Annotated in this window: 15 protein-coding genes, 2 pseudogenes and 2 other annotated features; of the genes and pseudogenes, 13 read left to right on the top strand and 4 right to left on the bottom strand. The window is 34.4% G+C overall.

What is annotated here, in order from left to right; translation table 11 throughout:
* Window positions 1-303 (top strand): annotated as a pseudogene (locus HU235_RS01450) (MerR family transcriptional regulator); the annotation flags it as partial.
* A gap of 74 nt (window positions 304-377) precedes the next feature.
* Here the strand turns inward: HU235_RS01450 and rpsD are convergent.
* On the bottom strand, window positions 378-980 hold the full coding sequence (rpsD, locus tag HU235_RS01455) for a 30S ribosomal protein S4 (RefSeq protein WP_095302887.1): 603 nt from the start codon (window positions 978-980) through the stop codon (window positions 378-380).
* A 568-nt stretch (window positions 981-1,548) separates the two neighbouring features.
* Here rpsD and HU235_RS01460 point away from each other — a divergent pair.
* Complete coding sequence (locus HU235_RS01460; protein WP_233452109.1) at window positions 1,549-3,342, top strand: sensor domain-containing diguanylate cyclase; 1,794 nt, start codon at window positions 1,549-1,551, stop codon at window positions 3,340-3,342.
* A gap of 155 nt (window positions 3,343-3,497) precedes the next feature.
* On the opposite strand, the gene HU235_RS01465 is transcribed toward HU235_RS01460, so the two are convergent.
* On the bottom strand, window positions 3,498-3,986 hold the full coding sequence (locus HU235_RS01465; RefSeq protein ID WP_095302886.1) for a GAF domain-containing protein: 489 nt from the start codon (window positions 3,984-3,986) through the stop codon (window positions 3,498-3,500).
* Window positions 3,987-4,105: 119 nt separating this feature from the next.
* On the opposite strand from HU235_RS01465, the gene refZ reads away from it, so the two are divergent.
* Window positions 4,106-4,762, top strand: coding sequence for a forespore capture DNA-binding protein RefZ (gene refZ / locus HU235_RS01470; RefSeq protein WP_095302885.1), 657 nt, complete (start codon window positions 4,106-4,108; stop codon window positions 4,760-4,762).
* On the opposite strand, the gene hisJ is transcribed toward refZ, so the two are convergent.
* Window positions 4,745-5,551, bottom strand: coding sequence for a histidinol-phosphatase HisJ (gene hisJ, locus HU235_RS01475; protein WP_095302884.1), 807 nt, complete (start codon window positions 5,549-5,551; stop codon window positions 4,745-4,747). The genes refZ and hisJ overlap by 18 nt on opposite strands.
* A gap of 57 nt (window positions 5,552-5,608) precedes the next feature.
* On the opposite strand from hisJ, the gene HU235_RS01480 reads away from it, so the two are divergent.
* From HU235_RS01480 to HU235_RS01525, 10 genes are all read left to right on the top strand, one after another.
* Window positions 5,609-5,944 (top strand): DnaD domain protein, encoded by a 336-nt coding sequence (locus tag HU235_RS01480; protein ID WP_174879176.1) that lies wholly within the window; start codon window positions 5,609-5,611, stop codon window positions 5,942-5,944.
* A 39-nt stretch (window positions 5,945-5,983) separates the two neighbouring features.
* Window positions 5,984-6,922: a primosomal protein DnaI gene (dnaI, locus tag HU235_RS01485; RefSeq protein ID WP_174879177.1), complete on the top strand. Its 939-nt coding sequence runs from the start codon at window positions 5,984-5,986 to the stop codon at window positions 6,920-6,922.
* A gap of 222 nt (window positions 6,923-7,144) precedes the next feature.
* Window positions 7,145-7,966 carry a putative sporulation protein YtxC gene (ytxC, locus tag HU235_RS01490; RefSeq protein WP_174879178.1) on the top strand — a complete coding sequence of 274 codons (822 nt, stop codon included), beginning with the start codon at window positions 7,145-7,147 and terminating at the stop codon, window positions 7,964-7,966.
* A 240-nt stretch (window positions 7,967-8,206) separates the two neighbouring features.
* Window positions 8,207-8,450 (top strand) — a binding site (T-box leader).
* 151 nt (window positions 8,451-8,601) lie between these two features.
* Entirely contained in the window at window positions 8,602-10,539 is a 1,938-nt protein-coding gene (thrS, locus tag HU235_RS01495; RefSeq protein ID WP_174879179.1) for a threonine--tRNA ligase, read from the top strand.
* A 139-nt stretch (window positions 10,540-10,678) separates the two neighbouring features.
* Window positions 10,679-10,806: a sequence feature (ribosomal protein L20 leader region), on the top strand.
* Window positions 10,807-10,881: 75 nt separating this feature from the next.
* Entirely contained in the window at window positions 10,882-11,403 is a 522-nt protein-coding gene (infC, locus tag HU235_RS01500) for a translation initiation factor IF-3 (RefSeq protein ID WP_170944356.1), read from the top strand.
* A 20-nt stretch (window positions 11,404-11,423) separates the two neighbouring features.
* Complete coding sequence (rpmI, locus tag HU235_RS01505; protein ID WP_095300630.1) at window positions 11,424-11,624, top strand: 50S ribosomal protein L35; 201 nt, start codon at window positions 11,424-11,426, stop codon at window positions 11,622-11,624.
* A gap of 32 nt (window positions 11,625-11,656) precedes the next feature.
* Window positions 11,657-12,016, top strand: coding sequence for a 50S ribosomal protein L20 (gene rplT / locus HU235_RS01510; RefSeq protein ID WP_095300629.1), 360 nt, complete (start codon window positions 11,657-11,659; stop codon window positions 12,014-12,016).
* Window positions 12,017-12,259: 243 nt separating this feature from the next.
* On the top strand, window positions 12,260-12,529 hold the full coding sequence (locus tag HU235_RS01515) for a DUF1294 domain-containing protein (protein ID WP_095300628.1): 270 nt from the start codon (window positions 12,260-12,262) through the stop codon (window positions 12,527-12,529).
* A 65-nt stretch (window positions 12,530-12,594) separates the two neighbouring features.
* A complete protein-coding gene (locus tag HU235_RS01520; RefSeq protein ID WP_233452110.1) occupies window positions 12,595-13,179 on the top strand; it encodes a TVP38/TMEM64 family protein in 585 nt (194 codons plus the stop codon).
* A gap of 124 nt (window positions 13,180-13,303) precedes the next feature.
* Window positions 13,304-13,468 (top strand): hypothetical protein, encoded by a 165-nt coding sequence (locus HU235_RS01525; protein WP_174879180.1) that lies wholly within the window; start codon window positions 13,304-13,306, stop codon window positions 13,466-13,468.
* Between the two features lie 43 nt (window positions 13,469-13,511).
* Here HU235_RS01525 and HU235_RS01530 read toward each other — a convergent pair.
* Window positions 13,512-13,749: pseudogene (locus tag HU235_RS01530) on the bottom strand (sigma-w pathway protein ysdB); the annotation flags it as partial.

Below are 13,749 nucleotides of genomic sequence, written 5' to 3' on the forward strand. Positions count from 1 at the left end.
TATAAAGATGAAGATGAAATCTCATATAGCTATATTTTTATGCCGGTTATGAAGCATAGAGATATTTCATTGTTATCACCAAATATTATGCAGACAAAAATTCCAGCAGGAAAATATGTATGCATCTCTGACAGGTTTTCACCAGAAAAATACTTTGATAACCTTAAAAAATTATTAAATTATATAAATAATCATCATCTCCAAGTAATTGGAAGCATTTATGAGGTTTTTACACCGATTCATTATGGACCAATTTCGCAGGATGACTATTTGATTGAAATGAAAATAAGAATAGATGAGTAGTGACAATAATATCGAACAAAAAAAGCTCAAGGTTTTGTATAAACAAGACCTTGAGCTTTTTTAAATAGCTAAGATTAACGAGAGTAGAACTCAACGATAAGTGCTTCGTTAATTTCTGCTGGTAATTCAGAACGTTCTGGTAAACGAGTGAATGTACCTTCTAATTTATCTGCGTCGAAAGTTAGGTAATCAGGTACGAAGCTGTTTACTTCGATAGCTTCTTTTACAATATCAAGGTTACGTGATTTTTCACGTAAAGAAATTGTTTGACCTGGTTTAACTTGGTATGATGGGATATCAACACGTGAACCATCAACAAGAATATGACCATGGTTAACTAATTGACGAGCTTGACGACGAGTACGTGCTAAACCTAAACGGTAAACAATGTTATCAAGACGAGAGTCAAGAAGGATCATGAAGTTTTCACCATGGATACCTGCCATTTTACCAGCTTTATCAAATAGGTTACGGAATTGGCGCTCATTTACACCATACATATGACGAAGCTTTTGCTTCTCTTGTAATTGTAAACCATATTCTGATAATTTTTTGCGTTGTCCTGGACCATGTTGTCCTGGAGCGTATGGACGCTTTTCTAATTCTTTACCTGTACCACTTAATGAAATACCTAAACGACGAGAGAGTTTCCAGCTAGAGCCTGTATAACGAGCCATGCGAACTCCTCCTTTATGTTTTTATTTTGCATAAAATAAAAACCAAACTGATTACACATGCTTTGCACATTTTGTTTTCATGCATCCTCGCCCCAGCAGCATAGAGTTACTCGATGCACCTCCTATAAAGATAGGGGAACAAAATGAAATCAAAACAGTTACATCAATAGGCTGCATATTTTATACACAACGAACATTATATTGTTTTATGTATATAAAGTCAAGAACCTTTACACAATTAAATTTAGTTCTTGTGGAACTAAACGATTTTTGATGTATAGGTGCTATTAATCTTGGTTGTTTATTTTCCGGATGGCCATTGTTCAACCTTGGCTCAATTCCCTATAATAGTCTCTCTTTGACACACTTCTTTTAGGAGTCTTACACACACTCAACAAAGTGATAGGATCAACAATCAGCTTTGTTATAACAAATGTAAAGAATCAATTTGCTATTTTATTCTGTTTGTAATGAAACTTATCATCGACAATATTTAGGGAGATGATTTATGATATAATGGAATAAAATATTGTCTTATTTTGTAATTCGATTATGTGGGTGAAAATTAATGGATGATCAATCAGTTGTAAAGGCGGTTAAAATTAGCTTTTTTGAAAGCTTAAATTCACACCACCTTCAACATTCAATAAATGATATTGTGGATATTTTGATAGGTGTAATAAAAACGCAACTGTGTGTGAGGCATGCAGCTTTTTATTTTTACAATAAGCAATTGGATAGTTTTACACCACATACGAACGATAATGAAATTTTGATAGAGGCATTACCAAAATTACAATATGGTAAATGTTATAAAGTTGAAAAAGATATTATCTTTCCATTCATACATGAAGATAAATTGCATGGCTTACTTCTAATTAATGAAATAGACGATCGTTTTCATCGCTCCACTTTAGATGAAATTGTACAAGCTTGTTCCTCTTTTTATATCAACGCGTTAATGATAAATCAAGCATCTCAAAAAGAACAAAAATATAAGCAACTATATCGATTAACAGAAAAATTCCATTCTTTTATGAACAGAGATGATGTTTTAGTTGAGCTAATTACTACATTGCAAGGAATGTATGAGCATTATCTTTTTTATTTGTTTTTATCGCATGATAATGAAAACCATTCGGAATTGCCCATTAAAAGTCTTGGCTTTGACGAACAGACTGGTAATGAGAAGGCAATGGAAGCCTTTGTGACGGGGAAATCTCAGCTATCAAGCAATCAACAATCACAAGAAACAGTTTTTTATACTCCTTTAAAAGGGAAGCAAGGTGTTTATGGCGTATTACAAGTCGTTGCAAATCAAGGGATTGACTTGACATATGAAAATCGAAATTTTATTACCTTACTATCAACTGCAGCAGGTAATGCATTAGAAAATGCCCAATTATATGAGCAGTCTAAAAGGCTGATAAAGGATTTACAGCTTATTAATGAAACATCACACCAACTAAATAAAAACTTGAGATTAACAGATAATATGACTTATATGTCATCGCGTATTACAGATTCATTTGATGCAAATGAAGTTGGCTTTTTCTATTTTCAGCAAGATGGGTCACTTCAAATTTTGCCAGGTAGTACACGCTTTTTTGAAACAGAGATGGTATCGGAATATATTCGATATGTCCGTGAGAAGATAGAGAAGGATCTTGAAGGAATATTTATTGGAGATTTTACAGCGCATATCGAAAATGCCATGTTCCCATCTGTAATGGCTGTTCCTATGGTCCAAAGTGATAGTTTAAAGGGGTTTGCCTTAGTGCTACATAAAAGACCTTATCATTTTACTTTTGATATGTTTAAATTACTTCAATCTTTAATACATCATTCGACTTTAGCTTTAACGAATTCATTATTAAGAGAAGAATTAGAAACATTAGTAAAGACCGATCATTTAACACAATTATACTCACGTAAATATATGAATGAATGTATTGAGAACTCAATGAAAAATGATCGGAAAGGTACCTATATCCTTTTTGACATTGATGATTTTAAAAAGATTAACGACACATATGGTCATCAAATTGGTGATAAAATTCTTGTGCAGGTCGCAAAGATTATAAAAAGTAATATTCGCGAAAAAGATATCGGAGCTCGGTGGGGTGGGGAAGAGCTTTCTTTATATTTGCCACAGGTAGAGTTAGAAACAGGTGTTGCTATTGCTAAAAGAATTGTAGAACGGGTGAGAGAGAATACGGAACCGATGGTTACGCTCTCTTGTGGAGTGTCCTACTGGGATGCGAAAAATCATATCAATTACAATCAGTTATTTAGTAAGGCTGATCAAGCGCTTTATCTAGCAAAAAACAAAGGTAAGAATCAAGTGATTATACAAGCATAAAAAATAACTTGTTTAATCTGCTCTAATAAAGCTAGACAAATATTTTTAAGTCTAGGATCTGAATTTTCGGTATCCTACTGTATATAGCCATAATAAAAACCCCGTAAATGTTAGTTTGTAACTAATATTTACGGGGCAGTTCTGTTTTAAGAGTTTTACTCAGCATTAATATAGTTTACAAGTGTAGCTACAAATTCCTCTAAGAATACTTCGTCCGTCTCATCAAAGCGATTTTTAAGTGGGCTATCAATATCCAATACACCAACTACATTTTCATTTACGATTAGTGGGATAACAATTTCAGAATTTGAAGCTGCATCACAGGCAATATGGCCAGGGAATTGATGAACATCTTCGACGCGTAGTGTTTGTTTGTTTTTTACTGCTGTTCCACAAACACCTTTACCAATAGGAATTCTTACACATGCCGGCATTCCTTGAAATGGTCCAAGAACGAGCTCATCCTCTTTTAAAAGGTAAAATCCAACCCAGTTTACATCTGATAAAAATTGGTTCAATAATGCCGATGCATTTGCTAGGTTCGCGATTGTGTCTTTTTCACCCTCTAGTAAAGCCTTTAATTGATTTATCACTAATTTATACTGTTCATTTCTACTACCTTTATAATTTTCGACATGAAACATTGCAATTACCTACCTTTAGTTAAATTCTAACAACATCCACCAGAACATTGTCGAGCGATTAATGAAGGAATTCATCAATAATCGTGGAAATTAAGAGAAAAGAGAGGGTGGTGAATCAAATGACTCAACAACCATTAAGTGAAACTAAACAAAAAATCTTACAGGCAGCCATTTATTTATTCCATTCAAAAGGATTTACAGGAACATCTGTGAGGGAAATTGCAAGTCGGGCAAATGTGAATATTGCGCATATCTCCTATTATTTTAAAGGGAAAGGTGGGTTGCTTGAATATTTAGTGTCACAATATTATGAAGAGTATATTCAAGTAATTGAAGATAACTATGCACAATTAACATACAAAAACGCTCACGTTATATTAAATAAAATGGTACTAGATATATTAAATTACCAGCATGCGAATCGTCAACTTTCACGATTGGTCTACCGGGAAGTCACATTAGATTCAGTCCTTATACGTGAAGTAATGACCACATATTTAATGAAAGAAAAATATTATCTACAAGCGGTTCTCGAACAAGGAATTGAAGAGGGGATATTTCGTAAAGGGTTTATCCCACATATCATTATTCAATTAAGAAGTCTTTTGCATATGCCCTATTTACAACCGCAATATATGAGTGAAGTTTTGTATATACAGCCTCATGAAACTTACTTTGTACATCAATACTATAAAGAGTTAAAAAATTGGCTGAATTCATTGCTTATAGATAATCAGACAAAAATGGTTGAAGGGAAGCTAATTGCCGTTCGTTAATTGCTGATAACAGGTATAATTCTTTCCGACATCCCTTGCGCTGTGGGCATCAGAGCCATAGATTAAAGGGATTTTTTGTTCTTGTGCCATTTTAGCAACAGCTGATCCTGGATAGGTTTCCCCACAAAACTCTTTTCTCAATCCTGCGACATTATAATCTAATTCGTATCCTCTGTTTTTTATTTCAAATAAAATAGTTTGGATGTATTGATCAACTGAAAATGTAACAGGAAATAGCTTTTGAAATTTATTAACCAATGTAATATGACCAATACGTTTAGGTTTATACTCCCCTAAGTCACTTTGTATTGAGTGAAGAACCTCTTGATAATAAATATGGTGTAATTTTTCCAATGATCCAATCTGATCAATCATATGTTTAAATGTGTGCTCATCAAAGTCCATACAATAATATTTGTCTTGGAGCTTTAAAAAATGAACTGAGAGGATGCTATCATCTAAATATTTTCCGTATGTGTTTAAAAATGACGTTGTTTCCTCTTCATACTCTTTAATATAATCAACTTCTAAACCAAGATTAATGGTTATTTCATTTTTATAAGCTTTCTTTAACAATTGTATTTTTTCAATATATTCTTCCATTGTTTCTAGTTCAATTGCACTATCTTGATTAGGGGTTGGATCGTGAAACGTATTTGGCAAAGGTGCATGCTCCGTAAAGGTGATGGAATCAATATGTAGTTGAATTGCTTGTTCAATGTATGCCTCTAGTGAATCAGTTGTACCGTGCGGACAATAAGGAGTGTGTACATGCCCATCTTTCTTCATACTTTGTTTCCTCCTTCAGCAAAAATAGATTAAAACCTTAGATAGCTAAAAACAGATATGAAATTAACGAAAGCTTATGTTGAAAAAATTGCTAGTCATTGGGCTCGTAAGCAAATTACGACTGTGAAGGAAGCTATGCAACTTGCGAAAAATGAACATCGCCAATATCAACAGTGGGCTGAGGAAAAAACATCTAAAAAGACTACTGCAACGAAAAAGAAGCCAATTCGAAAAGAAATGCTTCCATCCTGGCTTAAGGAAGAGGAGCAAACTGATAACTCTGAAAATGAAACAAAAGCTGATGTACCTGAGCTCGATCGCGAACAATTTGAGGCAGAAAAAAAGAAATTATTTGATCGAATAAAAAAATACAAGGATAATAAAAACAATTAATCCTATTAAATGTCATTGCAGAAAAGCGTGGTGAACAAAATGGAACATATGAGTAACTCATTTAAATCTTTAACGAATCGAAAAGATTTTAAAACTCGATATAATGACTTAAAAAAGCAAGTGTTAAATCATCCTGATGTACAAGCCTTCTTAACAAAGCATTCTGCAGAGATAGAGGAAGGAATGGTTGATCGAAGTCTTGTAAAGCTATTTGAATTTATTGAACAGAGTAAAAATTGCCAGGATTGCCCCTCTTTGGCAGAATGTAAGAACTTATTGGAAGGATATCATCCGCGATTAGTCATCGAAGGCAGAATGATTAATATTCAATATGAAAAATGTCCTACAAAGGTAATCCATGATGAGCGCAAAAAACATGCATCACTTATTAAAAGTATGTATATCCCTAAAGACATTTTAGAGGCACAATTTGATAACATCGAAATTGAAATGGATGAAACAAGTCGAATTAAAGCAATTGGACTTGCACAAGACTTTGTTGAACAATACAATAATGGGAAGCATCCTAAAGGATTGTATTTATATGGATCCTTTGGGGTTGGGAAAACCTATATATTAGGTGCGATTGCGAATGAACTTGCCTCATCAAAGGTTTCCTCTATGCTCGTTTATGTCCCGGAATTTATGAGGGAGCTTAAAGGTTCATTTCAAGATTCTTCCTTAGATGAAAAATTGGATGCAGTTAAAAAGGTCCCGGTTTTAATGTTAGATGATATCGGTGCTGAGTCAATGTCAAGTTGGATGCGGGATGAAATTCTTGGAGCAATTCTACAATATCGTATGTTAGAAAATTTACCAACATTCTTCTCCTCAAACTTTAACTTAAAAGAGCTGCAGCATCATCTCTCTTATTCACAGCGTGGTGAGGAGGAGCCTGTAAAAGCAGCGAGAATTATGGAACGAATTAAACATATGGCAATTCCGATTGAGCTTATTGGAAGGAACCGAAGAGATTAAAGATTAAGCTATTTCAGTGGTAAGGAATTCTTCTTTTTGAGGGATGTCTTTTCATTAGAAATAGCTTTTTTTAGCTGATTTCGTAACTTTATTGCTAAGCGAGAGTTCCGAACATACCCTTTTTATAAAATGTTCTTTTTGAAAAATTTATATTTCCTACTTCTATTTCATTCAGTCCCCCATATACATAGAACTAGGTGTTGGCAAATAGGGGGGACAATCATGCTTGAGATTTTATTAGGGTCTCCGAAAGAGGCAAAATTGATTTATTCAATCTTTCGTTCATTGTGTAATGATTATGAATCAGAATTAAAAATCGTTAACCAACGATGCATTAAAATTAACCCGAAAATTTGGGAGAAATCAATTGAACGATTAATTATTCCTGGTCTTGTTCAATTTATAATAAATCATAAAGAACAGCAATTAATGTTAACGATGATTAAGGAACAATATTATTTTTTAGAGGAAGAAGAGCAGCAGCAAATCATACATATTGCACAATCTATTATGGAAGGTGAACGGGAGGATATTCCAGGTGTAAAACAATTTCCTCAGCGTGAGTTGATTTTAAAAGAAGCGTTAGAACAATTTTTACGACCGGATTTATATTTTAGCTATACCTCTTTTGAAAAGTTCCGCTTACACGAATACACTACTGGGTTACGGTCAATTGTTGAGCTGGCAATTGAGGAATATAAGCTTGAACAGGAGTATCAAAACTTCATTCAAAGCTTGCGGGATTATCTCGTAAATAGAGAATGTGTTCTCGATGAAATTGCAATCGTACATGATACACATTTTCAGGTGTTCAATCATTTTGATGAAATGACTGAAGATGAATTAAAAGCCTATATTGATGAAAAATTTGTCAGACAACATCCGATGTATATTGATACAAATTTATTAGGGCCAATTGTGTCAATTGCACCGAAGAAAATAAAGCTTTTTTCTGATGATCCTTTCGATGGTATGATCCAAACGATACTTAATGTTTTTGAAGAACGTGTGAGCATACATAGCTTAAGTGAGTTTCAAAATTAGGTTAGAGTAAATACTCTTTGTACTTTCCGCTACAATTGCTATAATTTTATTCGTTTGGCATAAGCTTTTAGCTCCCATGCACCTTTAGCTTAATCTTAACCGCTTTAATTTCAGCATGAGATGCCATTCATTCTGTTTTACCAAGAGAAAAATCATAACGACTAAAGTGTATAAAAGATCTTCCTATAGAAATCTTGATTTTTAGTTAAAAAGACATTATAATTTGTGGTAATTAAAGATTAAACAGTTATGATAAGGACAATAGCTTGTTTATACGGTTTTCAGAGAGGGAAGGATTGCTGGGAGCTTCCTAACACGATAAACAAACTTACCACCTTTGAACTTCAGTTGTGAACAGTTTTCTTAGTAATAACTGACGGTCACCCCGTTATCGAATGAAAGCCAAGCTAATGTTGAAATACTTATAGTTTGGGAAATAGGGTGGAACCACGATCCATTGACTTGAGTATAACTCGTCCCTTTATTAGGGGACGAGTTTATTTATTTTCGGGAACTTTTGATGAAAACATAATATGAAAAGTTCCGATACCTGAGTTTCCTTCATATAGGATGCACTTCATGAGATGCTAGTCTTTAAGGAAAAGCACGATACAAATTAAAGGAGCGAAAGAATAATGTCAGATGTTATCAAAATTCAATTTCCAGATGGGGCAATAAAGGAATTTCCCTTTGGTACAACAACAGAGGAGATTGCTGCTTCAATTAGTCCTGGTTTAAAGAAGAAATCTTTAGCAGGAAAAATAAATGGTCAATTACTTGATTTACGGACACCAATTAATGAAGATGGAAAAATTGAAATTGTGACTCAAGATAGTGATGAAGCGCTAGAAATTATGCGCCACTCAACAGCACATTTAATGGCACAGGCGATTAAACGTCTTTTCAAGGATGAATCAGTAAAGCTTGGTATTGGTCCAGTCATTGAAAATGGATTCTATTATGATATTGATATGGAGCGAGCAATAACTCCTGAGGACCTTCCAGCTATTGAAAAAGAAATGAAAAAGATTGTAAATGAAAACCTTGAAATCGTTCGAGTAGAGGTTAGTCGTGAAGAGGCAAAAAGTCGATATGAGGAGATTCAAGACCCATTAAAGCTAGAACTTTTAGAAGCAATTCCGGAAGGTGAAACGGTTTCTATTTATGAACAAGGTGAGTTTTTTGATTTATGTCGTGGGATCCATCTTCCATCAACAGGAAAAATAAAGGAATTCAAGCTATTAAGTGTTGCGGGTGCGTACTGGCGTGGAGATAGCAATAATAAAATGCTTCAACGAATCTATGGTACAGCTTTCTTCAAAAAGGCGGATTTAGATGAGCATCTACGAATTCTTGAAGAAGCAAAGGAACGTGATCATCGTAAATTAGGTAAAGAATTAGGTTTATTTACTACCTCGCAAAAGGTTGGTCAAGGGTTACCGTTATGGCTACCTAAAGGTGCAACAATTCGTCGTATTGTAGAACGATACATTGTGGATAAAGAGCAGCGTTTAGGATATCAGCATGTATATACACCTGTATTGGGAAGTGTAGAGTTGTATAAAACATCAGGTCACTGGGATCATTATCAAGAAGATATGTTTCCTAAAATGGAAATGGATAATGAAGATTTAGTCCTTCGTCCAATGAACTGTCCACACCATATGATGGTTTATAAAAATGATATTCATAGCTATCGTGAACTGCCAATTCGTATTGCAGAACTTGGACTAATGCATCGCTACGAAATGTCAGGAGCATTAACAGGTTTACAGCGTGTTCGTGGAATGACATTGAATGATGCACATATTTTTGTTCGTCCTGATCAAATAAAAGATGAATTTATTCGTGTTGTTCGCTTAATTGAGGCTGTTTATAAAGACTTTGGAATTGACAAATATTCATTTAGATTGTCCTATCGTGATCCGGAGGACAAAGAGAAGTATTTTGATGATGATAATATGTGGGAAAAGGCACAAGGCATGCTTAAGGAAGCTATGGATGAATTAGGTCATGATTACTATGAAGCAGAAGGGGAAGCTGCCTTCTATGGCCCAAAACTTGACGTACAGGTAAGAACAGCACTTGGTAAGGATGAAACATTATCAACTGTTCAATTAGATTTCCTTCTGCCAGAGCGTTTTGATTTATCATATGTTGGTGAAGATGGTAAACAGCATCGTCCAGTTGTTATTCACCGTGGTGTTGTATCAACAATGGAGCGCTTTGTTGCATTCTTAATCGAAGAATACAAAGGAGCATTTCCAACATGGCTTGCACCTGTTCAAGTTCAGGTTATCCCAGTATCACCTTCCATTCATCTTGAATATGCTAAGCAAGTACAAGAACAGCTACAAGAGGCTGGTTTACGAGTTGAATTAGATGCTCGTGATGAAAAAATTGGTTATAAAATTCGTGAAGCACAAATGCAAAAAATCCCTTATATGCTTGTCGTAGGTGATAATGAAATTGCTGAGCAAGCAGTTAATGTAAGAAAATATGGTGAACAAAAATCCGAAACAGTTGCATTTGAGAAATTTCTTAATACAATTACGCAAGAGGTTAAGAGATAAATATTAACCATAAGAAAAAAACTCTTGCAACATATTGTCGGATTTGATAGAATGAATTTTGTTGTTAAAGAAGTAAATCATTCTTGCAAAATCTTTGTTATGATGTTATAATTTGCAAGGTAATTGAATAGTCTATCATTAAATAAAGAAGAAGCACCCGCTTCTCACCTGATTGACACATCCGATTGTAGTTGGCAGGTTACGATGAACTCTTAAAGAATACAATCGTAGTGTGGGTGTTTTGTGCATCCACACTTTTTTATTTTTCGTAAATAAAAAAACCAATCAACAAATCTGGATTTAATCATTACTATTCAGTTTATTAAACCTTGGAGGTGGCTAATTATTAGCAAAGATATGATGGTAAATGACGGAATTCGCGCACGTGAGGTTCGTCTAATTGGTGCCAATGGAGATCAGCTTGGAATTAAATCTCGTCAAGAGGCGTTAGAAATTGCTGCTAGAGCTAATCTTGATTTAGTTTTAGTTGCACCGAATGCAAAGCCTCCTGTCTGCCGCATCATGGATTACGGAAAATTCCGTTTTGAACAGCAAAAGAAAGAAAAAGAGGCGCGTAAAAATCAGAAGGTCATCAATATTAAAGAGGTTCGCTTGAGTCCAACAATTGATGAGCATGACTTTAATACTAAGCTTCGAAATGCACGTAAGTTCTTAGAAAAAGGCGATAAAGTAAAAGCTTCTATCCGTTTCAAAGGACGTGCCATTACACATAAAGGAATTGGTCAGAAGGTGCTTGATCGGTTCTCAGCTGAATGTGCAGACGTTAGTACGATTGAATCACATCCAAAAATGGATGGCCGTAGCATGTTCTTAGTTTTAGCACCGAAAAATGAAAAGCAATAATACTTAAGGAGGAATACCTTATGCCAAAAATGAAAACTCACCGTGGAGCAGCAAAGCGTTTCAAAAAGACCGGAACTGGTAAACTTAAACGTTCACATGCTTACACTAGTCACTTATTTGCAAACAAATCTACAAAAGTAAAACGTAAACTACGTAAATCAGCAGTAGTAAGCAAAGGTGACTTCAAACGCATTCGTCATTTATTAGATAATATTAAATAATCGTAAACACCGTAATATAGGAGGGAATTTACATGCCAAGAGTAAAAGGCGGTATCGTTTCACGTAAACGTCGTAAAAAAGTATTAAAATTAGCTAAAGGTTATTTCGGTTCTAAACATACATTATATAAAGTTGCAAACCAACAAGTAATGAAATCTTACTTATATGCTTACCGTGACCGTCGTCAGAAAAAACGCGACTTCCGTAAGCTTTGGATTACTCGTATCAACGCAGCTGCTCGCGTAAATGGTCTTTCATACAGCCGTTTAATGCATGGCTTAAAGCTTGCTGGTATTGAAGTAAACCGTAAAATGCTTGCAGATTTAGCTGTAGCTGATGAAAAAGCATTTGCTCAATTAGCAGACGCTGCAAAAGCACAATTAAACAAATAATTTTTACGATTAAAGAGCTGACTTGCAATATATGTCAGCTCTTTTTTATAGGCTATTTTTGAACCAATTGTTTAAATAGAAGGTTTTAAAGCATGTGACACTTAAAAATCAACTAAATTTATTAGAGGGGATTTTTAATCGCGCGATAGTATGTAAAGACAGTCCAGTCATTTTAACGACTAAATGAACTATTATGCAATGGGAGACAAATCCTTTTATTGAATTGAAGATAAGGAGAAAACGATGGTTTATTTCATTTGTATTTATTTGTTACTTAATTTAATTTGCTTTATTTTAATGGGGCTTGATAAACGAAGAGCTAAACGTGGTGAATGGAGAATTAAAGAATCGACATTATGGACAATTGCAATTTTGGGAGGTGCTTTAGGGGGGACATTAGCAATGAACATATTTCGTCATAAAACGAAACATGCTTCGTTTAAATTTGGATTCCCGACTGTTTTACTCGTCCATTTCCTTCTAATTATCTATCTTTTTAAAACGATGGCATAATCATAAATTTCTCTCGTAAACTGTATCGAACACTACATGCATCAAAGATTGCTAACAAGAAAGTGGTGAGGACGATTGACCTTGCAACGTCGTCTGTAGTAGATGCGATTGAAACGACTGGTTTTTTTGCTCCAATTGTTTTTATTTTGTTTCATCTTATCAGGCAATTTTTACTCATTCCTGTAGCGGTTGTTTGTGTTGTTGGCGGTATTTTATTCGGTGGGGTATTTGGAACGATTTATTCGATTGTTGGTTTGACGGGCTCGAGTATATTATTTTATTTTTTACCAAAGCTCTTTCCTTCGTTTTATCAGAAGCTTGTAAAAATGAAGGGAAAATATATTGGAATGTATACGACATTCTCAATCGGACAAATCATTGTTCTTCGGTTAATTCCATTTATGAATTTTTCCCTAATATGTTTATGTATTTTAGAAAAAACAAAATCTTTTCGACGGTATGTAAAAATATCATTTTTAACACATATTCCTTCATGCATATGCTTTACATTTTTAGGTGTGTCATTGCAAAGTTTATCACCTATCATTTTGGGGGGCATCGTGATTATCTTATTCGTTCTTGTTTATTTGTTAAGAGAAAAGCAAGCGTTTATTAAGTGGGAAGAATTTTTTGTTAAGGAAAAAGGCTAACGGTGAAAGGGCTCCTTATAGGAACTTTCTTATTAGTTGAAGAATATGTGTGCATTCCCATTTGGATGTTCCGGCTGATTATTGTGCAAACTAATGACAAAAAAATTGAAGGTGACATGACAAAATGGAAAACTCGAAAGCTAAGGAACGCCAAAAACATGATGATACGTATGGGATTTTAAATAAGTCTATAGAAGTTGACACAGATGTAAATGAGGATCCAGTGAGAGAAAAACTTTTGGATGATTCCCTCGAATCATTTCTAGAAAATGAAAGTAAAGCTAAATAAAATGATTAAAAGCTGTCGGAGAGACAGCTTTTAATCATTTTATTTAGCTTTCATCTTGTTTTTCACGCTTTTTTACTAATAGCTCCTTTATCGGACTTTTCCAATCTATTTTTGCATGTGGATAGTGCTGCTTTACGTTCTCTTCGATATATTGAAAATCATCAAGTGACAAGCCTTGTAGTTCACTAGTTGATTTTGCCCAAATAAACATAGAAACAACTTCAAATGAATTAGTGGTTGTACCTAAGTATTTTTCACCTTCAAAAATAGCACCCTTATAC

The organism is Metabacillus niabensis, assembly GCF_902829255.1.
Lineage (GTDB): Bacteria > Bacillota > Bacilli > Bacillales > Bacillaceae > Metabacillus > Metabacillus niabensis.